General features: G+C 41.9%; 19 protein-coding genes. 7 read left to right on the forward strand and 12 right to left on the reverse strand.

What is annotated here, in order from left to right; all coding sequences use genetic code 11:
* Window positions 1-97: 97 nt before the first annotated feature.
* Together MKY99_RS19205 and MKY99_RS19210 are read right to left on the reverse strand one after the other, a co-directional pair.
* Window positions 98-970 carry a carbohydrate ABC transporter permease gene (locus MKY99_RS19205; RefSeq protein WP_076285371.1) on the reverse strand — a complete coding sequence of 291 codons (873 nt, stop codon included), beginning with the start codon at window positions 968-970 and terminating at the stop codon, window positions 98-100.
* Between the two features lie 15 nt (window positions 971-985).
* Window positions 986-1,936 (reverse strand): ABC transporter permease subunit, encoded by a 951-nt coding sequence (locus MKY99_RS19210; protein WP_042132288.1) that lies wholly within the window; start codon window positions 1,934-1,936, stop codon window positions 986-988.
* Between the two features lie 155 nt (window positions 1,937-2,091).
* Here MKY99_RS19210 and MKY99_RS19215 point away from each other — a divergent pair, with 155 nt between their 5' ends.
* From MKY99_RS19215 to MKY99_RS19230, 4 genes are all read left to right on the forward strand, one after another.
* Entirely contained in the window at window positions 2,092-3,903 is a 1,812-nt protein-coding gene (locus MKY99_RS19215; RefSeq protein WP_339265735.1) for a histidine kinase, read from the forward strand.
* A 4-nt stretch (window positions 3,904-3,907) separates the two neighbouring features.
* Window positions 3,908-5,518: a response regulator gene (locus MKY99_RS19220; RefSeq protein WP_339265737.1), complete on the forward strand. Its 1,611-nt coding sequence runs from the start codon at window positions 3,908-3,910 to the stop codon at window positions 5,516-5,518.
* A gap of 105 nt (window positions 5,519-5,623) precedes the next feature.
* The gene (locus MKY99_RS19225) at window positions 5,624-7,303 is read left to right on the forward strand and encodes an ABC transporter substrate-binding protein (RefSeq protein WP_339265739.1); all 1,680 of its coding nucleotides are present in this window, start codon (window positions 5,624-5,626) and stop codon (window positions 7,301-7,303) included.
* 119 nt (window positions 7,304-7,422) lie between these two features.
* On the forward strand, window positions 7,423-7,929 hold the full coding sequence (locus MKY99_RS19230; protein ID WP_339265741.1) for a CDP-alcohol phosphatidyltransferase family protein: 507 nt from the start codon (window positions 7,423-7,425) through the stop codon (window positions 7,927-7,929).
* A gap of 33 nt (window positions 7,930-7,962) precedes the next feature.
* On the opposite strand, the gene MKY99_RS19235 is transcribed toward MKY99_RS19230, so the two are convergent.
* The 7 genes from MKY99_RS19235 to MKY99_RS19265 all read right to left on the reverse strand — a co-directional run bounded on the left by MKY99_RS19235 (window position 7,963) and on the right by MKY99_RS19265 (window position 17,703).
* Window positions 7,963-8,559 (reverse strand): DUF1349 domain-containing protein, encoded by a 597-nt coding sequence (locus MKY99_RS19235; protein WP_339265743.1) that lies wholly within the window; start codon window positions 8,557-8,559, stop codon window positions 7,963-7,965.
* Between the two features lie 174 nt (window positions 8,560-8,733).
* Window positions 8,734-11,856: an ATP-binding protein gene (locus tag MKY99_RS19240; RefSeq protein WP_339265745.1), complete on the reverse strand. Its 3,123-nt coding sequence runs from the start codon at window positions 11,854-11,856 to the stop codon at window positions 8,734-8,736.
* Between the two features lie 157 nt (window positions 11,857-12,013).
* Window positions 12,014-12,622 carry an ankyrin repeat domain-containing protein gene (locus tag MKY99_RS19245; RefSeq protein ID WP_339265747.1) on the reverse strand — a complete coding sequence of 203 codons (609 nt, stop codon included), beginning with the start codon at window positions 12,620-12,622 and terminating at the stop codon, window positions 12,014-12,016.
* Window positions 12,623-12,763: 141 nt separating this feature from the next.
* Window positions 12,764-14,275 carry an S-layer homology domain-containing protein gene (locus MKY99_RS19250; RefSeq protein ID WP_339265749.1) on the reverse strand — a complete coding sequence of 504 codons (1,512 nt, stop codon included), beginning with the start codon at window positions 14,273-14,275 and terminating at the stop codon, window positions 12,764-12,766.
* A gap of 148 nt (window positions 14,276-14,423) precedes the next feature.
* On the reverse strand, window positions 14,424-15,116 hold the full coding sequence (locus tag MKY99_RS19255; RefSeq protein WP_339265751.1) for a response regulator transcription factor: 693 nt from the start codon (window positions 15,114-15,116) through the stop codon (window positions 14,424-14,426).
* Window positions 15,094-16,593, reverse strand: coding sequence for a HAMP domain-containing sensor histidine kinase (locus MKY99_RS19260; RefSeq protein WP_339265753.1), 1,500 nt, complete (start codon window positions 16,591-16,593; stop codon window positions 15,094-15,096). The genes MKY99_RS19255 and MKY99_RS19260 overlap by 23 nt, the downstream gene beginning before the upstream one ends.
* Before the next feature lie 267 nt (window positions 16,594-16,860).
* The gene (locus MKY99_RS19265; protein ID WP_339265755.1) at window positions 16,861-17,703 is read right to left on the reverse strand and encodes a sugar phosphate isomerase/epimerase; all 843 of its coding nucleotides are present in this window, start codon (window positions 17,701-17,703) and stop codon (window positions 16,861-16,863) included.
* 244 nt (window positions 17,704-17,947) lie between these two features.
* Between MKY99_RS19265 and MKY99_RS19270 the strand changes: the two genes are divergently transcribed.
* A complete protein-coding gene (locus tag MKY99_RS19270) occupies window positions 17,948-18,847 on the forward strand; it encodes a LysR family transcriptional regulator (RefSeq protein ID WP_339265757.1) in 900 nt (299 codons plus the stop codon).
* 8 nt (window positions 18,848-18,855) lie between these two features.
* Here MKY99_RS19270 and MKY99_RS19275 read toward each other — a convergent pair whose 3' ends face one another.
* Both MKY99_RS19275 and MKY99_RS19280 read right to left on the reverse strand, forming a co-directional pair.
* A complete protein-coding gene (locus tag MKY99_RS19275; protein WP_339265759.1) occupies window positions 18,856-19,845 on the reverse strand; it encodes an aldo/keto reductase family protein in 990 nt (329 codons plus the stop codon).
* A 210-nt stretch (window positions 19,846-20,055) separates the two neighbouring features.
* Window positions 20,056-21,144, reverse strand: a complete 1,089-nt coding sequence (locus MKY99_RS19280) for a DUF1648 domain-containing protein (protein WP_339265761.1) — start codon at window positions 21,142-21,144, stop codon at window positions 20,056-20,058.
* 441 nt (window positions 21,145-21,585) lie between these two features.
* On the opposite strand from MKY99_RS19280, the gene MKY99_RS19285 reads away from it, so the two are divergent.
* Both MKY99_RS19285 and MKY99_RS19290 read left to right on the forward strand, forming a co-directional pair.
* On the forward strand, window positions 21,586-21,924 hold the full coding sequence (locus tag MKY99_RS19285; protein WP_339265762.1) for an alpha/beta fold hydrolase: 339 nt from the start codon (window positions 21,586-21,588) through the stop codon (window positions 21,922-21,924).
* Between the two features lie 62 nt (window positions 21,925-21,986).
* Window positions 21,987-22,661 (forward strand): CerR family C-terminal domain-containing protein, encoded by a 675-nt coding sequence (locus tag MKY99_RS19290; protein ID WP_339265764.1) that lies wholly within the window; start codon window positions 21,987-21,989, stop codon window positions 22,659-22,661.
* A gap of 56 nt (window positions 22,662-22,717) precedes the next feature.
* Here MKY99_RS19290 and MKY99_RS19295 read toward each other — a convergent pair whose 3' ends face one another.
* A complete protein-coding gene (locus MKY99_RS19295; protein WP_339265766.1) occupies window positions 22,718-23,977 on the reverse strand; it encodes a M24 family metallopeptidase in 1,260 nt (419 codons plus the stop codon).
* Window positions 23,978-24,037: the final 60 nt, after the last annotated feature.

Genomic DNA, 24,037 nt, shown 5'->3' on the forward strand with positions numbered 1-24,037 from the left:
TTAGCCATGAAATCCATCTAAATAAAAAAAGAGCTACATGTTCTAGTCTTGGACTAGAACCGTAGCTCCTTCTTCAAACTCTTTTTCTAAAAAGAGATTATTCTTTTACAGCACCTACCACAATCCCAGTTACAAAGAAACGTTGAAGAAAAGGATAAACCAATAGAATTGGCAAAGCACTTATAAAAATCTGCGAGGCCCGGATGGTTCGTTGTGATAAATTAGCAACGGCTGCCGGATCAAGCTTAGACATATCTGCCTGAACGATAATCGTCTGCATAAACGTCGCTAGCGGAAGCTTGTCTGCATCTCTGATATAAATAATACCGTCAAAATAAGCGTTCCAGTGTCCTACCATAAGGAATAGAGAGACGGTTGCAATAACAGGTAAGGAGACCGGTAAATATATTTTCACAAAGGTCTGAAAGTGTCCTGCCCCATCAATAAAAGCTGCTTCCTCAAGATCTTTAGGTACGGTACGGAAGAAATTCAGAAGCAAAATGATGTTAAATACAGCAACTAATCCAGGAAGAATAAGTGCCATCAATGAATTCATGAGACCAAGCTTCAGAATTAGAATGTAACCCGGTATCAGACCACCGCTGAACAGCATGGTGACAACAAAATACCAAAGATAGACGTTTCTTGCACGAAAGACTCTTGTTTCCTTAGACAGCGCATAAGCTGCAACCGTATTTACCACCAGCGCAAGTCCTGTTCCGAGTATTGTCCGTTCCACAGACACCCACAAGGAGTTAAGGAAATTGACATTATTAAACGTCTTTGCATAGGCTTCAAAGGTAAAGCCAATCGGCCAGAATGTGACTAATCCAGCATTAGCAGGTGCGGATGCACTAAGAGATACCATGAGTAAGTGGTACAAAGGTAGCAGGCAGAGCACGGAAAGGATAGTCAAGCACACATTATTGATAATACTGAATATTCGATATGGAATTGTTTTATGGTACATCAGTTGTCATCCTTTCTAGAAAATTCTGTACCCTGCAAATCTATAAGCAAGTCGGTAAGAGACTACGATTAAGACTAAGCTAATTAACGATTTGAATAGATTAACTGCGGTTGCGAAACTGAACTGTCCGCTTAGTAGACCTTCTCTATACACGAAAGTATCAATGATATCTCCCTGCTGATAGATCAATGGACTGTACAAGTTAAAGATCTGGTCAAAGTTTGCGTTGAGCACATTACCCAGTGCCAAGGTGGCGATTACGATAGCGATTGGGATTAACGCAGGAATTGTGATATACATCGTTTGTTTCCAACGCCCCGCCCCATCCACTTCAGCAGCTTCATAAAGTGATGGATTGATACCCGAAAGTGCCGCTAAAAAGATAATCGTATTGAAACCAAACTCTTTCCAAACATCACTAGCAATGATAGTGAACCTGAACCAGTTGCCGTCTCCTAGGAAGAAAATCGGCTTGATGCCGAATACAGATGTGAGGAATTGATTGACAATACCTGTCTGAGCAAGGATATCAATGAGAATCCCTGAAAGTGTAACCCAAGACAGAAAGTGCGGAAGATAAACGAGTGTTTGAATAGTTCTTTTAAGGCCCATTCTTCTTACCTCATTAAGCAATAAGGCGAAGATAAACGGAATAATCAAGTTCAAAACAATTTTGGAGCAAGCAAAAAATAACGTATTCCACGTAATGGACAGGAAATAATCATTCTCCCACATGTACCTGAAATGCTTAAGTCCGACCCACTCGGAATCAAAAAAACCTAGTGCAGGTTTATAGTCTTGAAATGCCATAAGAATTCCGGACATCGGAATATAAGAAAAAATAAAAACCATGATTGCCGCTGGCAACACCATAAAATGGAGAATCCATGGTTGATTAAAGCCTTTTTTTCTTTTTTTACTCGGCTGACTTTCTAGGCTCGCCTGTGGTATCGAGTTAACCTCCATATTAGCCTCCATAGCTCTCTCCTGTTCCCAAAAAAAATATTTTGTGTGTGATGGGGATCTCTGCTATAAATAGTATCAGGCGTTTCTCAGGTTTGACTATATAACATTGTTAGGCTTGATAGGGTTTTATTAGGACAACATCTGGAGGGGCATTTATGAATTTATGGAAGCGCTTTACAATACTTAGAGGAAACTTACAATCTCGATTTAGTCTGTTTGCCAAAATAAACAGCTTGATCATACTCCTATTCATTCCCATCATTATCATGTATACCTTTTCAAATAACGTCACCTTCGAGGTTGTAGGCAAAGAGTTGCAGACGTCCAATACGAAACAACTCACTTTTTTATCCAATCAGATCGATTCTCGAATTAATCAGATGATGGACTTCACCCTTATTCTTTCAAGAGATCCCAACGTCAGGGCATTCAATGGACTAAATGTATGGGAAGATCGTTATGATCAGATGCAGACCAGATATATCCTCCAGGAAAAGATGGTGCTTCAAGCTGGGGTTACAGATATTTGGCCGACCAGATACGCCGTTCATTCACAGCAGAATAAAGATGTCATCGCCAATTACGACAGACCCATCGGGTATGATGAGGATTATTTAAAAGCAAATATGAGCGGAAGATGGACGTATGGTGATCATGGTGTGGAATCTCAAGGCGATTTAAAATCCTTTTACTGGTTCTTAACGGATTCCTTAGCTCAGCCGGGGACGTTAACAGGAAGTAGCCTAGTCATTGAAGCCAGCTTCAGTTATACGAACATTCAGAACATGCTCGATTCGTACAAAGCAGGTGGGCAAGGCGATCCGTTCTTCTATCACAAAGGGGAGAAACCGATCCTCAACCGTAGCGCGGACAAGCAGCTATCCGACGAACTAGTTAATTACCTGGATAATCACTCTCCGGAGAATACAACTCAGGATGTAGTGAAACTAAATGGGAAGAACTATTTGGTCAGTTCTGTGAAATCAGCCTCTTTGGATTGGCATTTAGTAGATGTTGTCCCCCTTTATCAAATTCTCAAACCGATTTCTCTTAGTCGAGATTTATTCTATATCACAATGATTCTGCTGTTTGTTGTGGGAGTATCCTCTTCCATTCTGCTGTATAGAAACGTTCAATATCCGATTAAAAAACTAGTCAGTGGTTTACAGCGCGTACAGCAAGGAGATTACTCCGTACGGCTTCATAGCAATGAGCAAAATGAGTTTTCGTTTCTGTTCCGTCGTTTTAACGATATGTCCCATCAAATTCAAGACCTGATAGAAAATGTATTTAATGAAAAGATCCGTGCTCGAGAAGCTACCCTGAAGCAGCTCCAAGCACAAATTAACCCGCATTTTCTCTATAACTGTCTTGGTTATATTATCAATATGGCCCAGATGAAAGATGAGGACGCTGTCGTCTCAATGGCTTATAATCTAAGTGCTTACTATCGTTATACCACCCGGATGGAACGGGAGACGGCTTCTTTGGAGGAAGAAATCAAGCTCTTAGTCAACTATTTAGATATCCAGAAACTGCGTAATGGCAGAATTGATTATCATATTGATATTCCTGAGGATATGCTTAGCCAATCTGTACCTCGCCTAATGCTTCAACCTATGGTGGAGAATTCTGTGATTCATGGAGTAGCGAAGTCCTATTCATCAGGTGAGATCAAGATTAGTGGTGAGAAGTCAAACGGCTTCTGTAGAATTTATATCGATGACGATGGTCCTGGCCTGAATCTGGATCAGCTAGAAGCATTAAACCGTAAAATGCAGGAGCCTTTGCAGGAGGAAATGGGTTGTGGTCTTTGGAATACAAATCAGCGGATCATTCACCTGTTCGGCAATCATTCAAGTCTTACCTTCAAGCCATCCCCTCTCGGTGGATTCCGAACAGAAATTATCTGGGAAATCCCAACTGAGGATGATAGTTATAAATTAAAGGAACATCAAGGAGACTAACAACATGCAGATGATCATAGTAGACGACGAAGCACACTGGGTAGATAATCTTTCCATGACTAAACCCTGGCATACGCTAGGAATTGAACATGTGCATAAAGCTTATTCCGCACGTGAAGCGCTACAAATTATCGATACGCATCCCATTGATATAGTAATCTCAGATATTCAAATGCCAGAAATGACGGGAATCGAATTGATAGAGCGGATAAGAAAACATAACAAAAAAATTAAATGTATTATTTTATCCGGCCATTCAGAATTCGATTATGCCAAAAAAGCACTTCAAAACAAGACCGTGGATTACTTGCTTAAACCGCCGACTGATGATGAATTGCTCGGAGCAGTCAAAAATGCGATCAATCAATTGAATGCTGAATGGGAGCTTATAAGTTCTCTTAAACGAACCCAGTTTACCCTCCGGGAGAACCTCCCTGTTTTACGGGGGCGTTTGCTACTGGATGCTTTGCAAGGTCATCGTTTTCAAGCCGGTGAATGGGAACGGAAGCTCGTGAGTTACGATCTGCCCTTTCAATCCGGAGAAGCCGCATTGATGCTGGTACGAATGGAAGAAGAATTCAGAGAATTTGATAATACCGATCAAACCTTGATTGAATATGCGATTATTAATATGGCTGAAGAGATTATGGGAGAATTTATGGAAGTCTGGGGCGTTAAAGAGGAACATGGATATCTTGTGTTTCTGCTCCAACTTAAAGAACAAGGAGCTGACCTTGGAAAAGAATCCATATTAGAGAAGCTTTCTCTACAACTTCAATATAAGGTCAAGCAATTTCTGAAAGGCTCACTATCCATTGTAATCACGGAGTGGTTCAAGTTTCCTGAGCAGCTGTCGAATCGTTTTCATCAGGCCTCCTCCTCTTTCCGCCAAATTGTCGGAGATGAGCGAGAATTCATTATGCGGGTCAGTGACTTGGAGCTTCCCTCAGCACAAGGACCTTTAGACGCTCTTTATACCCCACCCTCTTTGATTCATCTACTGGAGAGTGGACATTGGGATGCGGCCGAAGAGAAATTGCTTGCCGTCTGTGCGGAACTGGATGAGAAATGGTCTGAATCGTGGGAGCATTGCATGGAGGCTGGCTTTTTAATTACTGCTTCTTTCACGAATCTTGCACATCGCAATGGTCATACGCTAGCAAACTTAATGGGGACCGATATAGAAGCGTTGCAAAGTGGGGATGCTTTTACCAGCATTAGTAAACTAAGAAAATGGTCACTAAGTGTTCTAGCCAATCTAAAAGAAGGCACATCCAACGAAATCAAAGATATACGTTCCGAGTATGTGAAGAAAATTCAAGATTATACGGATAAGAACTTGCATGATGATGTATCATTACGTGTTCTGGCTGACCATGTAAATCTCCATCCGACCCATTTATCAAAAATTTATAAGATTGAAACAGGTGAAGGCATTAGCGATTATATCTCGCGCTTGCGGATGGATCGTGCCTGTCATAAGCTGAAGACCACCAATAAAAAAGTCTATGAAATCAGCATGGAAATTGGATATATGGACCCTGCTTATTTTATCAAAGTATTCAAACGGCAGTTTGGGGTAACGCCGCAGGAATATAGAGATACTAACAAATAACATGATAGAGTCCTATCGAAACTAAAAATCTCATATAGATGACATCCCCGACAAGTTGTTAAAGTTACACTTGTAAAGATCATACACAGTAGGGGGAATTAAAGAATGATCAAGTTCAAGAAAATGTGGTCGCTTCTCACGGTCACAGCACTTATCACTCTCACAGCATGTGGCAGTAGCGGCACATCTAATGAGAATGCCAAAAATGGTAACGCTACCAATAATACCCAATCCGAAGCAGATGCTGCTTTCGCAAAAGGCAAATACGATCCACCGATCGAGTTCAGTGCCGTATTGATGCCTAAGAAGTATGTTCAAGGTGATACCAAAGAAAACAACGTTCACGATCGCTGGATGCTTGAAACATTGGGTATGAAGCATAAAGATACTTGGTATCCTGCAAATGACGATCAATACAGACAAAAGCTTCAACTTGCCATTGCTTCCGGCGAAAAGCTTCCTGATTTCGTTTTTGCACCAACTAACGCAGTATTGACCAATCAGCTTATTGATTCCGGTCAGTTCATCGCTATCGATGAGTTATTTGATAAGTATGCAAACAAAATTCTGAAAGATCACGTTGCAGCACATCCAGAACTTTGGTACCCATTCACTAAAGACGGTAAGAAATATAATCTGCCGATCCTTGAATATACCGACAATGATGATACGCTCTTGTGGTTACGTGAAGATTGGATGGAAAAGCTGAAGCTGGAAGCGCCTAAGACCATCGCCGATCTTGAGAACATCATGGATAAATTTAAGAACGAAAACCCTGATGGCTTAGCGCCTAAAGATGTGTACCCGCTTGCAATTTCTTTGAAAAACAACACAAATACCTGGATGGGCCAACTAGACTGGTTATTCGGGGCATACGGTACAATTGAGGAACAATGGAACAAAGATAAAGATGGCAATCTTGAATATGGTTCCATTAACCCAGGTGCTAAGCAAGCACTCGCAAAGCTTAGCGAATGGATGGATAAAGGATATATTCACACGGACTCCGCCCTTTGGGATGAAGGTAAATCCGCTGAGAGCTTCACGAAAGGTGCAGCTGGTATTCTGCCAGGCGCCAACTGGGTTCCAGACTGGCCTGCTCCCGATCTTATGAAGAATGTACCTGGAGCGAAGATTAAAGGTTATCCGGTTCCAGCAGGACCAGATGGTTTGATTGGAACCAAATGGCAGAATTCCGGTGTAAATGCTAGTATCATGATTAACAAGGATGCTAAGCACCCAGAAGCTATTTTCTTGTACTATAACTACTTGCTTGATAACTTAGCTAACCCTGCTGCAGGCAGTCAATATGAATATGGCTTTGCTAAAGGTTACGACTGGGATATGATTGATGGACAACCAACAAGTGATAAAGACAAGATTAAAGACTTCTCCAATGAATTCCCATTCTTAACAGGTCCGGCCCGTATTCCTGATCTGTTTATGAAGACTTTGGTTAAACTTGCTGACGGCGAGACACCTGTAACACCTTATGAAAAACAAATGGCAGAGTTCCGTAAACCAGAAAACTGGGCGGCAGGAAAAGTGGTTATGTCACAACTAGACGTTCGTAAACAAAACTACTTTACTGGTGCTGCTACACCAACGATGGTATCCAAATGGAACCTGCTTCGCCAGTCCGAAATGGAAACTTTCAACAAAATTATTTATGGCAAACTGCCAGTAGACTCCTTTGACCAATTCGTTGCCAATTGGAAATCCAATGGCGGTGACCAAATCACCAAAGAAGTTAACGAATGGTTCAAGTCTGTATCCGCGCAATAAGCTTTAACAAACATAGAAACAAGCCGGAGCGAGCATTCGCTCCGGCTTGTTTTTTATAGAATTTGCACTCCTCTGGTAAAATAGAAATAAGATAAGGTCGTATACAAAGGTTGGATTGAATGATAAAGGGAATACCCAATGGAATTACGTTTGGCAGAATCATTTTGGCAATGTTGTTATTATTCCTCGATCCGCTAAGTTTGACCTTCCTTGTAATTTATATCCTTTGCGGGGTCACCGATCTGATCGATGGACCTATTGCTAGAATGACGAACACAACAAGTAGCCTTGGAGCAAAACTGGATTCCGCAGCCGACACGATACTGATAGCGGTCTCCTTATTTACACTATATCCGCTTCTGGGACTTACGCTCGAAATCATGATATGGATCTTCATGATCGCGGTCATCCGTCTAACATCGATAGGGGTTGCCCTCCGAAGATTCAAAACTTACGCAAGCATTCACACCTATGGCAATAAACTGACCGGACTCCTCTTATTTATAACTCCTCTATGGCTTCTCCACATCGATCACACCATTTGGAATGTCTTTGTATGTATCATTGCTACCATATCCGCCGTGGAGGAATTCATCATCCAATTCCTTCAAAACAATTACAGTTAGACCGAAAAGGATTATTTATTAATAATTGATCCATTAGAAGCGGCTTTCACCCTTCGATTCAGACAAACTCAAATACTCGAATTTCATCGAGCAGCCTTCACCCTGCGGGGATTGCGCGACAACACCTGCTACGCATTCAGCACCTTTATTCATTCCAAAATATCGGATCAGTGTCCAATTCGCTCCGTCCTCTGAATAGGAGAAGGTAACACAATGATTTTGTTTGGTAATACGCAAATACGGATTGTCTACAGCAACTTGTACGGAGTTACAATCATCTGACATCCCTTCCCTTGTCACCACAGACACGATTATGGGATACTGTCCGTCAAACTCAAAGCAAATTTTGGCCCAGTTATAATGGTCCATCATAAACATGAGACATCCTGAATCATATTTATGGCGCATTTCGACACGAAGTCTGGTTGTCAATTCAAATGAATCTCCAACAGGTGTAGATAAGAATGGCGCTGAGCTTACCATATGTTTTCCTGCCGGGTCTTGGAAAAAATCCGATTTAGGTGGTGCAATTATTGTAAGCTCATCTAAGTCTGTAAACTCCCAACGCTCGGGGCGATTCATCCAGCTCAGTTGTTCTCTTGTCTCGTTTACAAATAAGTTATTAGTCATTCTAATTCTCCTATCATGAATGATTTTTTGATTACAAATTTTCCTTTCTCTGTAATAATGGCAGGTAGCTTTTATTTTTACAATCAATGATGCAACAATAATGAAATATTCACATAAATTCCTAAAGAAAACACCAAAAAGGGATAACTCCAAGGAGTTCCCCCATGATCACAATCAATCTTTATCAGGTATGATAAATGACACCGTAGTTCCCAAATCAGGGATACTTTGAATTTGCAAGCCACGTCCATATAGTTGTGTCAATCTTCTATCCGTATTAAGCAGTCCAATACCTTGATTCTTATATCCATTCGGATTTAACAGCATGCTGACTTGTGCTTCGTCCATTCCAATCCCTGTATCTACAATGTTAAAATGAACAGCATCCGCACGTGTCTCAATATGAATACGCAGTGTTCCACCTTTAGCCCGACTTAAAACGCCATGTCGAACAGCATTCTCAACTAGTGGTTGAATCGTAAGCGGAGGCATCAACATTTCAAGATTCGCATCTACTTTCCATTCCACATGGAGTCTCTCCTCAAAACGCTGCTGCTGGATATATATATAATTCTCCACCAGCTCAAGCTCCTGTGACAGCGTAACGAGCTTGCCTGCATTTAAGAAGTCAAAACTTATGCGCAGATAAGCTGTGAACGCATCTGATAACTCTCTCATTTTGGCAGTATCAAAGTCACTTAAGGACATGATCGAATTCAGTGTATTGAAGAGAAAGTGTGGATGGATCTGCGCTTGTAAATAAGCACCCTCCATCCTCAACCGGTCATTGACCGCTCGCTTCATAGATGAAAGGGACAAGGCTCGATACTTCAATTCCATCGCATCTACCGGTTTGGTGACATAATCATTTGCTCCAGCCAAGAAGCCCGCATAGACATCCTCCCGCTCACTACGAGCAGTCAGTAGTATAATAGGTAATTCATACATCGTGAACCGCTCACGAATCAATCTTGTCAATTCATAACCAGACATGCCCGGCATCATCACATCAGTGATGATCAGATCAAATCGATCATGGTTTAACTTATCCAGCGCTTCCCGTGCAGAAGTCGCAGTAACCATCTGATAGGTTCCATCTGACAAAATATTTTGTAAAACTTTTAGATTGACCGAATCATCGTCAACTGCCAGAACACGTATAATATCAGAGTCTGAATCAACCTTAGAGAGTGGCTCTACTTCCTTCGTGGAATATGTGGCAGCTACCATAGTAGATGTCTCAGCTGTTATCCATGCGCTGAATGGTGATAATGTTATCGTATCCTTTTCTAGTTGAACATCCGAAATAGATGATTGAACACGCTCGTCTACTACGGGTAATTTGAAGCTGAACTTACTCCCCTGACCCGGCTGCGATTGCAGCAATAATTCACTCCCGTGCAGCTCGACCAGTTCCTTGCAGATGCTAAGTCCCAGTCCAATACCACCTTCCCCGTAAGCCCCTTGTTCATAGCGCATAAAGACACGTTTCTTCAATGCCTCATCCATACCTATTCCTGTATCCGTAACATGTATCCATACATCCCTACCCACTTGTTCAGCGACCAGTTCAACCTTACCCTGTTCGGTATACTTAAGTGCATTATGAACAAGATTTATCAGAATCTGTACCAATCGCTCCTCATCAGCATGTACACGCGGCAAATCCTCATTAATATGCATGCTAAGCTCCACCTTTGTTCCACCGGTAAGGAAGCGTAACATATCCAGCACACCCTCAGCCAAAGAGCTTACATGCACTGCTCTTATATTCATCACAATCCGTTTATCCTGCAATCTCACCACATCAAGCAAATCATTCAGCATGAGCGACATCCGCCGACTAACCATAATTAGCAGTTCCATATCACGTTGACTCTCTTCATCCAGCACATGTTTTTTCCTCGTTAACACGCTCTGGGCAATATTCATAATTCCATGTAGGGGAGTCCGTAGTTCATGTGACGTATTCGCCAGAAAACGGTCTTTTAATTTATTCGTCTCTGCCAATTGAGCGTTTAATAACACATTCTGATGGGACTGATTAAAGTATCTTCTAAACCAATAGGCAGAAAAAGTGGCTAGTGCAGCAATTAAATCTACCGGATAAAACATAAATTGCGAGGTTCCTACGTAATAAACAGACGCCCATAGTATATTGTTAATCACAGCAAGCACTGAACATAATAAAAATAGTGCACCCTCAGCTCGAATGGATACCATCTTTATAAAATAATAAGCCGTCCAACATACTGGAACGTAATACAGGATCATATAGACCCCTTTTTCGATTGAATATAGCACTGTCTCTTCTGGACCAAAGATTATAAATAGTGTAAAAACGAGGAGTGAGAAGATGTAACTATAAAAGGCCTTGCCTTTCCGCAGATTCCCATAAAGCTCTCTACCCATCAGGAACAGGAACAAGCAGAACCCTATATACGAAAGAACCTTTAGCTTCAACGTCCAGGCAAAATCAACCTGAAGAAACCGGAACAATAGTCCATTATGTTCAACCCCAATAGATACAGCCGCTGCGACCATCATCGAGAAGAAAATAATCAACTCTGTTTTTCGCACATCCATCAAATAAATAATCAGTAAATAGAGCCCGTGAATCAAAAGCAATACCCCTACAACTAGCTGCAAGCCAATGGAATTCCAGTAGACTGTATCTATCTCGTGTTGAATGCCAAACTCTACAGACCTAACAATGCCTCCTTTTAACGGAGACCCGTAATTTGACGCTCGAACAAATAGATCCATTTGGTTCTGATCTGTCGGTACATAACTGATCAAGAATGACTTCGTGACAGAAACATGGCCTTCTTTCTCTTCAGATAACTTACCGAATCGTGAGAGGACTGTTCCATTAATCTCCACTTCAGAAGCAGTATAGACCGATTGAAACCAAAAGCTAAGCGGCTCAGATAAGGGTTGATCCAGCAGAATACGCAAATGATAAGTTCCGTATCCATATGCCTTCTCTTGATCTGCCGGATTGAATTTAGAAGTCCAGTTACCCGGCACCTGAAGCCTCTGCCATTTCGTAGCGTTGTTAATATTGGTAGCGTTCACCCATTGTTCAGGATAGAATTCCCATTCACCATCCAGCGGAAAGGAGCTTAGTGATTCAATATCCACCCCACGTAAATCTAATACACCTTGTTTCACAGCAGGTGGATTGGACAACGAAAAATGATTATGCCAGCCCCATCGCACAACAATCAAGAGACCGATAAATACTACTATGTATAATAAATGACTTAACTTAATCTTATTCTCCGAAGTTCTCATGCACGCCTCATTCTTCGATAAATTTAATAGTGCTATATTCCCATCTTCCACTATTGAACATTATAGTCTGATTATACTATATTACGAGGTGGGTAATCCTAGTTTCAAAGGACAAAAAAAAGAAACTCCGTTTTGAGCGGAGTTCCTTTTATTTAAATTATATCGAATCACTACTCTTGTTCATTAGCATTTCTACCATTTCTTGATAACCCCTATTTTGTGCATGCTGTATGGGACTAATTCCATTAGAATCTGCAAGTTGAATGTCAGCACCATGCTGAATTAACAATTGCACTATTGCCTGATGTTCTTTGCCCCCATCGCCTAGTATGATAGCTTCTAGTAATGCAGTCCAACCCAGATTATTGACATGATCAATATTGACGTCAGAACTTGTAAGAAGTTCTTCCACAATATCCACATGACCACGGTCTGCAGCAGGGATGAGTGCGGTCCCCCCAAACCTATTCACAATTGAGGTATCAGCACCTGCAGCAATAGATACCTTCACAAAATCAAGCATTCCTTCAGCGCCTGCATAAAGAAGTGGATTATCCGAGCGATTGTCGCGGATATTGATGTTGGCACCTTTTTCAAGCAATAATTTGAATATATCCAGTTGATTCGTGTGTACAGCGATTAAAGCGGGCGTTCTACCCTCATTATCTGTAACATCAATATCTGCACCGTCTGTTAATAGTTTTGTTAGAAGCTCCTTATCTCCTTGACGAGTCGCTGCTAACAGTGCTTGGTTCAGCTTATCCATTTCATTGTTCACCTCCTGAGTTGATTGCTGCCCTTGGTTGTTTAACACCTTGAAATCATCGGTCTGACATCCTGATATAAAGAGTAAGAGTGTTAAGACGAGAAAGCGCATGACATTCCACACCTTTCATGTAGACTCGCCTTATTTCGAAGTGAATGTGGCTTGAGAGGTTGCCCATGCGCCTAGTGGTGTCACAGTATACACTGTCCCAGCAGCCAATTTACCGCTATCCGTAATATCGAATACACCTACGGCACCTTTACGACTGGAGAATTTATAGGTTGCAACCCATTTGTCTCCGTTTGGAGCGGTTAGTTGTACACTACGACCCGAAAACAATTCATCACCAGGGTCTTGAGCCAAGGATACATTGATGGATGTATCGCTGACAGCTTCAGCGCCAGAGATTTGCAGTGGCGCTATTTCTTTTGCTTCGAATGAAGGATTTGATATATTGGCCCAGTCGGATGTTACGGTATATTTCACACCTGCTTTCAAGACTTGTCCTTCAGGAAGCCGGAATTTCGGCTCAATCTTACCATCTGTCGATTGTGTAAATGGAACATACTTGGCAACGATGGATTCTCCACCTTCTGGGGTAATCGTTACTTGTCTACCTTGCATGGAAGGAATGATTTGATACGTGATGCCATTTGCTCTGTTGTTCTCATCCAAAACAAATGCGTTAGCACCACGTCCACCACTGTATGCAGAGATGACATATCCATAGTCAATGACGCCATTTGTTTTCAGAGCTTCAATCTCAAAGGTGTCGTTGGTTACCTGAGTGGTTGCTGTCATATCCACCTTGGCTGCGTTTCCTACAAATGATCCTGCATTCTTACCTTTGTACGTTAAATTATAGGTTGTTCCAGCTTTTTGCACCGATGTAGGAACAATGTACGTTGCAACAGAACCCGATTTCAGCCGCGGCATATTCGTTAAGGTTAGACCGTCATTGAATACAAAATCTTCTTTTGCTTTAGCAAACACCTCATCCTCAGCTGTCAAAGGAGCATCCAAGGTTACGATTAATGTAATTTCATTGATCGATTTCACACTTGTGATTTGAGCTTTATCGGATGGCATTGCTTTACGTGCTGTATTCAGTAAGGCCGCTGTTTCGCCACGTGTTACAGGTCCAGAAGTGGATTGCAATTTATTAGCCCAGTAGTTAACCGATAAGACATCACGCTTCAACGCCTTCGATACAACTTGCACGATTTCTTCATCCGTTACCGTTTTATTAGGGCTGAATTTACCATCTTCCGTTTCCATTATCCCTAAACCAACAAGTACTGACGCATATTTGTAATACCATACGTTCGAATTCACATCGGTGAATGGGGCAGTGTTCTCTTCAGTGCTTTGTAATTTAAAAGTCAATACTACCATTTTCGCTAATTCTGCACGATTGATTGGATTGTTCACACCCATCGAATGATCTGCATAACCCTGTAACACACCTAATCCCGCAAGTACTTCAACGGCTTCTTGAATTTCTTTATCTGATAACTTGGATGCTGCTGCGGATATCCCGTTATGGCTTGATGCAGGTGCTGCTTGTACATTTAACACCGCAAAGGGTAAAGAGGTTGCGCCTAATGTTGCTGCGACCATTAATGCTGCTGCTTTTTTAGCTACGATTTTCACTATATTTCCCCCTTAGATCATTAAGTTATTAGTTGTTCATGTATATAACTGAATGATAAAGGAAAGAAATAAACTCCCCAGAAACGATATATTAATAAAGTATTAACTAGAGCTTAAAATTATCGAAAATCTTAAAAGAAAAACGCCATTACACCGTAAACCGGTATCCCGCACCCCACACCGTTTCAATATATTGTGGATTCGAGGGGTCCGCTTCCAGCTTCTCCCGTATTTTGCGAATATGAACCGTAACCGTTGCGATATCCCCGCTGGAGTCCATCCCCCAGATCCGTTCGAATAGATCATCTTTGCGGAATACCCGATTCGGGTGACTCGCTAAAAAGACCAGTACATCGAACTCCCGCGCGGTAAACAAAACCTCATGATTACGTACAAACACCCTGCGGGCATTTTTATCGATATGAACTCCACGGACTTGGATCTCATGCTTCTCCATTGGTTCTAGCTTACTAAGCATACGTTCATATCTCGTTAGGTGCGCTTTCGCTCTTGCTACTAATTCACTTGGACTAAAGGGTTTCGTAATATAATCATCCGCTCCGAGGTTAAACGCCCGAAGCTTATCGATCTCCTCTTTTTTCGCAGATACGATAAAGATCGGCACTTCCTTCGCCTCTCTAATACGGCGGCATAATTCAAAGCCATCGATGCCAGGCAACTGCAAATCTACGATAATAAGATTGTAATCCCCTTCAAGAGCCTGCCCAAGCCCCTCAGAACCTGTATGACATATATCAACGGCAAAACCGTTCAGCTCAAAATAATCTTTTTCTAATTGCGCTATCGTTGCCTCATCTTCAATAATTAGAATCCGTGTCATGCGAATGAAATCCTCCTTCGTCAGTCGTTCGCTTTAAAGTAAAGAACAAGCTTGATCCCACATCTGGTTCACTTTCCATCCATATCGACCCACCATGCCCTTCAATAATCTGACGAGCTATCGCAAGACCAAGTCCACTACCGCCTGTCGATAGATTCCGAGAAGGCTCTGCACGATAAAACCGTTCAAAGATATGTGGAAGAGCTTCAGCATCAATACCCATTCCATTATCCTTCACTTCAACAGTCACCCATTCACTATCCACTTGCAGAGAAAAACGGATGAAAGGGTCCGGCTTGTCCATATACTTCAGCGCATTTCCAATTACATTCAGTAATACCCGTTTTAATTTATCCAAATCTGCAACAACCTCAGTACGCTCGGAGTTATGGTCGTCTAGATGAAATGAAACTCCTTTATTTTCGTTATGGTAGCGCATCTCTTCGATACAATCCTCAAGGAATGCAATAATATCCACCGCTTCGAACGAAAATGGGACCTGATTCAAATCCAGCTTGGAATATAGGAACAACTCATCAACCAATTTATCCATTCCAATAGTTTTGTTATAAATAATGTCGACGTACATGTCCATCTTCTCAGGTGTATTGGCGACACCATCTCGTATGCCCTCAATAAACCCTTTAATATTCGTAATCGGAGTACGTAAATCATGTGAAATATTTGAGATTAATTCTTTCCGATTCTCCTCATATTGCAGACGAAGGTTCACTGACTCTTGCAACCTCTGTCTCATCGTCTCGAACGCTTTATTTAACTCCCCAATCTCATCTTTGGACTGCAGGTTAAGTTCAAATTGGAGGTCACCCTCTTGAATTCGTTCTGCGGAATCCCTTAACTTGTTCAGTGGCTTAATAACACTTCGTGTAATCCAGCGATATAATAGCACATTCGCAATCACAAGAACGCCAATTAATATCAATGAAAAGATCGGTAACAGCCTCCGTGTGAGTTCCGCAAAAGGGCTATGCTCTTTGATGACGAAAACACTGCCTTTCGCCCCATCCGAATATTTAAAGTCAAATTTGGCATAGCCATAAAATCTTTCTTTAATATTAAACGTGTTACGAATCTGATAGTTATTGAGATCGTAAGGAGGTAAAGCATCCTTTAATTCAGGTTGATTGAAGGTGCGCGATTCAAAAACAGGGTCATTCACTCGCCTTACAAATAGTCCCGCTTTCTCAGTCTTTAGCTTAAAATCATATTCCAGTAACAAATCCTTGTTCTGCAATTCATCCGGGTCATGCTTGGCTAAATACTTTAATTCTAAAAAAATAGATTCCTCTTGCTCCGACAACGGATTTAATTGATAGTGCACTTTATAAAAATCCCGAAGACTATGAACATCTCCAGTTGATGCAATTGTAAATAAAGCTGCCGTCATTACGATGATAAGTAAACTAACGACTAGCATTCCCGTATAAGATAACAGTAATTTTATCCGAATCGACACGACTGTTCCCCTCTCACTAACATTGGATCCGCTAAATAGTCATCTCCGTATTTTAGTGAAATACTATCACATGGGGAGAGCGTTTGCTAACAGAAAAAAACTTCTACCAACACTTCGGCAGAAGTTTTTATAGAACTTAATTTACGCGAGATCATCAAATGCTATATAGATTGATCTGATGATTTTCCTATTTCGGGTTGGTCGCGACTCCAGAGAATGTTTGGACTTCGACCACTTTTCCCTTTTTTGAATATTTTCAAGTTCATTCTATATGGGTACGTCTTCCAGTGATGAGAATACTTTATCGAAGCCTGCTTTAGAACGAGAAAATAATTCAGATGAACTTTGTGCGGAAGCCGGCGCCAGAACTTCTTGGGCGATCACACCGGTATACCCGATCTTTTTCAGGCTTCCCAAGAATCCTGTGAGATCAATAGAACCTTCTCCTGGATACAATCGATCGAAATCTAACAATTCCTCTATCGGTAGAGGTTTAGCATCATTAATATGGACATATGCAATTTGATGCGGTTGTAATTTCAGCAGATCCTCACTCGTTAATCCATTCGTATGCCAATGGTAAGAATCCAATAACAATCCGATGTTCCTTACTTGAATCGTCTCCATCCAGCTCAACGTATCTTGCATCGTCCAGATCAGTGGATTTGCCCATTGTGTACGTAAGTGATGAGGGCCTACGAACTCTAATGCTAATGTAATTCCATAAGCGCCTAATATTTCCGCGCACAGTCTTAAACGTCTTGTGGCTGCAATCATAAAAGCTGCGACCGGAAGATCTGTCGAAGGTAAAATATATGTACAACATGTCGTACAATTTAATGCAGCAGCGGCCTCAGCCATTTGGGTAAGCGATTTCAACCCTTCTCTAAAGCTTTCCTCTGTTGTGCGCCAATCTACCACTAAACCAAATGATCCTAACATGATGCCATGGCTCTCCAGCAATTGAACAGCCCCATCCTTACCATACTGCTGCACTAACTCCAATGGATTTGCGTCTATCGACTGAAAGCCGAATTGGCTCGCAAGTCTGATATATTCTTCATTAGAACTGAGTTCACCCAAGCCTGCTGTTGTTAATCCTCTTATCATCGTCGTTCTCCCCCTTATGACCAATCTAAACAATTCGTCATATCTAGTCTAGCGCATCGTGCACTCGAATAAAACCATCTCTAGTCCCCTTTAACAAATTCTACGATCCAATTGCAATAATGTTTTTTGTCAAAAATTAAGATGGGGTGAGAGGCTTATGGGGGGACGACGAGCCCTTCCTTTCATTTTCGTTCAAAGATCCTTATACTTGCTTGGAGAAGCATTTCAAGGGAGATTGAACAGTATGGACATAAAAAAATTGCAATACTTTATCGCAGTAGCAGAGGAACTGCATTTTAACCGTGCAGCAGAGAAGCTGAATATGACGCAGCCTCCCTTAAGCCAGCAAATTCAAGCTCTGGAGAATGAGATTGGTGTGAAACTATTAGAACGGAACAAAAGACAAGTTCGTCTAACGCCAGCGGGGGCGGTATTTCTAGAGGAGGCCAAATCCATTTTATCTCAACTGGAACGCTCTATTAAAACAACACAATTAGTCGATCAAGGAATTATCGGACATTTGAACATTGGATTTATAGATTCTGCAGCTGGTGGAGTATTGGTTGATATGTTAAAAATGTTTCGGGAACGTTATCCACAAGTACAACTCACATTACATGAGATGACGTCTGCTCAGCAGTGGCAGGCTTTACATGAAGGAACGATTCATATTGGATTTGTACGTTATATAGAGCCCGGCAAACATATCGACCATCGTCCCCTAGTCAATGAATCACTTGTTGCCGTTTTGCCAGAGCAGCATCACCTAGCTCATTTAACGGTGTTATCCATTCGTTCTTTAGCTTTAGAGCCGTTTATATCGTTCCCACGCCATCTAGGAGCTCCTTTTCACGACCTCATTATGCGCTTTTGTGCCCAACACGATATGTATCCGAATGTTGTGCAGGAAGCCATTCAGATGTACACCATTGTAAACTTGGTAGCTGCTAATCTTGGAGTTTCCATTGTGCCCTCATCAGTTGCTATTTTTCAGCGCGAAGGTGTCGCATTTCGTCCCTTTGAAGAAAGCACACCATCGATTCCCCTTTATGCCGCTTGGAGAACCGATTCCGATCGTGCCTCCTTATCCGCGTTACTAGAGATCATAGGACAAATGAGTTCAGAAGTTATTAATGGTGAATGATATAATATTCAGCCCGTTTTTCTAGGATCACTTTCAACGAGTCCTTCTAGCACCCTATCGATTTGCATCATAACTTCCCTATCCAGACGAACTCCCGCAGCTTTGGCATTTTCTATTACTTGCTCAGGCTTGGATGCCCCAATAATTGCAGATGAGACTTGTGGATTTTGCAACACCCATGCTATAGCCAATTGCGGAAGCGTCAACCCAACTTCGCTGGCGATGGTAGAGAGATTCGAGATCGCCTCAAGCACCTCAGTCCGAAGCCATTGACCCGCCAATTTATTCATAAAAGGTGAGCCCGCAGCTGTTGAAGCACGAGAACCCTCTGGCAATGGTTGCCCTGGCATATATTTGCCTGAAAGAATCCCTTGAGCAAGCGGCGACCAGACCACCTGTCCAATCCCTTCCCGCTCACAAGCTTGAACTACCTCCGTCTCCATCACGCGCCATAACATCGAATATTGAGGTTGACTAGCCACCAATGGCACCTTTAATTCTCTCGCCAAAACAGCACCTTCTGCTATCTGATCCGCCGTCCACTCACTTATCCCGACATAGAGAACCTTACCTTGACGTACCAGATCCGAAAAAGCCAAGAAGGTCTCTTCAAGGGATACTGTTGCGTCAAAGCGATGCGCATAATAGATATCAATGTAATCGGTCTGTAATCTGTTCAGTGAAGCATGGCACGCCTCCATAATATGCTTGCGGGACAGACCTCTTGCGTTACGTCCCGTCCCTGTGGGATGGCACACCTTGGTACACAATTCGATATCAGCTCTGTGCACTCCTTTTAATGCTTGGCCCAGCACCATCTCAGCTTTCGTATCGGAATATACATCTGCAGTATCAAATGTTGTAATCCCTACATCCAATGCAGCGTGAACACAAGCATGGGCAGTATCATTGTCCACTTGAGCACCATGTGTAATCCAATTACCATAAGCAATCTCACTTAGATGTAAACCACTCGTTCCTAATTTGCGATAGTTCAATTTATACCCTCCTTTAGATAACAATTTGATTGTAACAAAGAGATATTAATACGAGAAATACTCTTTGATATGCGATTTAATTCAAAAAAGATATTACTGAGATACTTAAAGATAATAAAAAACGCCCTTTAGGCGTTTTTTTCGGTAAATATTCTGTTTCGAAACTCTAACTTCGCCTATACTCCGGTGAGTATTAACCTCCAAACCTTGTTACCGCACCACAACTAACAGTACAATAATTCCGAGCCAAAACAGCCAGCTTACTGGGTGACCGAAATTTAATCCCCAGCCGACTCCGAGCCTTTTCTTGACGATTAGGTTTGGATCTTTACGATTGAAATAAATCATACCTAATCGCCATTTATCATCATCATGGACAGGTCTGACATTGGAGCTATCGGCAGATCGCTTCAAGCGGCTTTCGCCCTGACCAGCCCAGAACGTTAAGGCAAAGGCGTATATGATAATAAGGGCTATTATGATTAGGATAATAGGGATAGCGAAATTCATGTTAAGCAGAGATATCATGTTTAGTTGCACAACAGAAAACAGGATAACCATTAAGAAGCTTGCTGTAAGCATAAAATATGACCAAGTACGGCGGTAAGTTGCGTCTTGTCTGATGGAACGGTTAGGATCATTGGGTTGAACCTGCTGCTTTACTCTGCGAATACTCCAATTCTCAAATATGAACAAAAGTGTTATGAACACTTGCATTATCGTAGGCATAAACACAGAACTAAAAGATTTAGCTGCATAGCGGTCTACGTTCCAACTGCTGTTGTAATGGATCGGAATCTGATCAGGAATCAGATCGTAGTTGTATAGCACAGTTACAATACTAACAACAGTAATTAAAACATGAATGAGGAACCAATTATTAGACAAGCCTATGTTTCTTTTCCGAAATCCAGTGTCCACTGCCATGATCGATGGTTCCAGAGCAATAGGCAGCATAGGTAGTAAACTTTTCATTTTGAAATGATAGCTAATGTTAATGACTAGGGAGATTACGACCATGGCAAGTGAATAAGTGACAATGATCCAACTTTGTTGCTTGGAATGTTCATCACCGTATAGTAGACAGATGATACAAACAATGAACAAGATGGTATGCAAGGTAGCACTGATCCTAGCATATGACTTCCGCATCTGGTGCAGAGGCTCACTTTGGAATTGTACAGGGCTGACGTTGACCCCAAAACTAATCGTCTCTCTTGTTAAATAAGGCATGCTTACCATGAGTACAATGGCAGGTACAAATACAAGGATCATTACTATAACAGGCATTATCGTCATATCATTCGCCTCCTCTTATACATAAGTGTGTATTTGAAAACTCTATAACCCTTATAGCATAGGCGATTCATCACTATGCCTTTTTGCGTATGATGATCCTATTAACTTAGGATAGGTAATCGACTTGAACATAAATTTTATTATAATCGATTTTAGTGACTGTAGGGATGAAATTAACAATTTATCCAGTTTTTTTTGCTACACAGAGCTACTCATCTGACAACTGAATTATGGCAAGTACATCTGTTTGAAATTCTGTGTAGGTAAAGGATAGGATTTCGGACACTTACTTTAAATATTCTGCAATTTGGATGACTTGTGTGGGTAATAAATAAACATTATCCAACTCTTGTCGAGTGATTCCTATGGACGCTAAAGTGACACTCGGTGCTGAATGTGATTACTCTTACGATTTAATGATGAGAGGAAACTGAACAGCATATGCCTTATTTTGATCGAAATGGTATGAACATTTATTATGAATATCTTCACTCTAACTCTCTTAACCAACAAATAGACGCTATCCTGATTATCCACGGAGCGGGTATGAATTTACGTTCCTGGGATTTGATTGTTCCTTATCTGCAGCAACACTATCATATTCTTCGCTATGATTTGCGCGGACATGAATTGAGCGATAAAGGGCCAGTTAGAGTAGCTTGGAGACTGCTATTCACTCTTTTTCTTCTAGAGCGGCTCAATATTTCTTCTTTTTTCGCTGTTGGTCATGGAGAGGAAGCATATGTGCCGTGCTGCTCGGTACAATCCGTCACTTCATAAAGGAAGTTAGTTTGATTAATTCATTTGAATTAATTATACTCAACAGTATGGAGGAATGGACATTGAATACAAACCTAAGCAACGATATGAATAAAGGAAATGAAGACTCCACCCAAACTCGTTTATTAGAAGCAGGGCTGCGGATCTTTGGATTAAATGGCTATGAAGGCGTACGTACGCGGACCCTTGCAGATGAAGCTGGTGTGAACCAATCGGCGATTCCGTATTATTTCGGTGGAAAAAAAGGATTGTACTTAGCGGTTGCCCGTCGCTTGACAGCAGCCGTTCAAGATGATTTTTTGAAGCAGGCTTTAATTGAGACAGAAGAGATTGAGAAACGGTCAAAAGAAGAAGCCGCAGAAGCTCTTAAAAAAGTCATGACGCAATTTTCCAAGACGATGATTGGTAATCATGAAGCCAATGCAAGAAGTGTATTTATCGCAAGAGAGCAGATGCAGCCTACAGAGGCTTATGACATTTTGTATGAACAATTCTTCCAGCCACTACATCAGATGATTGCCGTCTTGGTGAGTAAATTAATGGATCTAGACGCAAAAGATCCAAAAACGATATTAATCGCACATGCAATTGTTGGACAATCGGTTGCGTTCTCTGTGGCGAAGGAAACCTATTTGAGACGCCAAGGGATTCAAGACTTGGATGAAGTACACATTGCTTTGATCGCCAAGGAGCTTGGCGAAATGTCGATTCGTACATGCAGCGGCTATTCTCATTAAAAAGAGGGTACGTAACGAAGACATAAACATTCTTCTATACGTACCCTTTTGCTATTTTACCAAGTTGCCCTCATCAGCTGAGTAGAATTTTTATTTAGTTCAATCCCCCCAGCTTCACCCACGATCACCGTTCCGCCAAGATTAATGACCTTCTTACCAATCACACAATTCGGCTCAAATGCAAACACCATTCCTGTCTTGAGTTCGGTCTCTAACCCTATGGATGGGATCGGCAGCACTTTCCCGTACTCTCTCGCCTCAGGCAACCGTGCAATCTCATCGCCAACCCCAATAAGACCAAATGGACTAATGGAATGAATAAGCGGATGAACGTGCCAACCTCCTGCTTCACGCATCGGCTCATTCATCGCTTTAACCACGTCTCCGAAAGTAGCACCATGCCGCAGCTCTTTTACTCCGTTCTCATACGATTGTCTCGCTGCCGCTGCCGCCCGCTCAAAATCCGGATGCACAGCTCCTACAGCGATTGAAGGCTGATGCTGCGTCTCTAGCATTCCGAATGATGAAAATACCTCGGCCAAAATAATATCTCCTTCTTGGATCACCCGCGGCTCCTCTGGTCGATATGTCCATGCGGGCAATCCCCATCCTACGAACTCTGGTCCTGATCCCATTAATATCGTTGTCGTGAACCCGACATGGGTCGCACAAGCATTTATCGCTGCCGCATAGATCTCATTTTCTCTCACGCCTGGCTTCGTTGCCTCAAGCATCGCCTGGCACATTTTTTCCCCAACGTTCGCTGACCATTTTAATACCGCGATCTCCTCCTGACTTTTCACAGAAGACAGTGCGAAAAATTTGTGTCCCACAGGCTTAAAGGTCCCATTCGGTAATCCTTTTAGGATCGTTTGCCAAGTATTATAGGGCATGGCTCCATCAAAGTAATAGGGAGGATAAGGCTCTAAGCCAATCACACCAAATGCTTTATTGGTAAGTCCTCTCTCTTCCATAATCTTGACAATGTGCGCACCCATTTTTCCGACATACATATTTTCCGGGCGTATCCAGCCTTGCGTATTCGTATATCCAGCTTGAATATGATCTTCCACAGCAGTGGCTAAAAAGACAACAGAGATCGGCTCTTCATTCTTAGGGAAAATGACAATAGAACCTGGACGCTCATTCGTAAAGTAGGTGTCCGGGTTAAATACAGCAGGGAACGCACCTTCTCGATCTCCATACACAATCAATACATCCACATGCTCTTCTTCCATTAGCTGATTTGCAATGTTCCATCTACGATCTCTTTCCGCAAGTGAGTAGGTAGGGATTCTAGTATCTTGATTGTTCATACCTCTTTCTCCTCCTAACGTTTATTTCTTTCCAGAGTTCATTGCTGATCGTTGCCTTTT

The sequence above is a fragment of the Paenibacillus sp. FSL R5-0470 genome (assembly GCF_037975205.1).
GTDB lineage: Bacteria > Bacillota > Bacilli > Paenibacillales > Paenibacillaceae > Paenibacillus_AQ.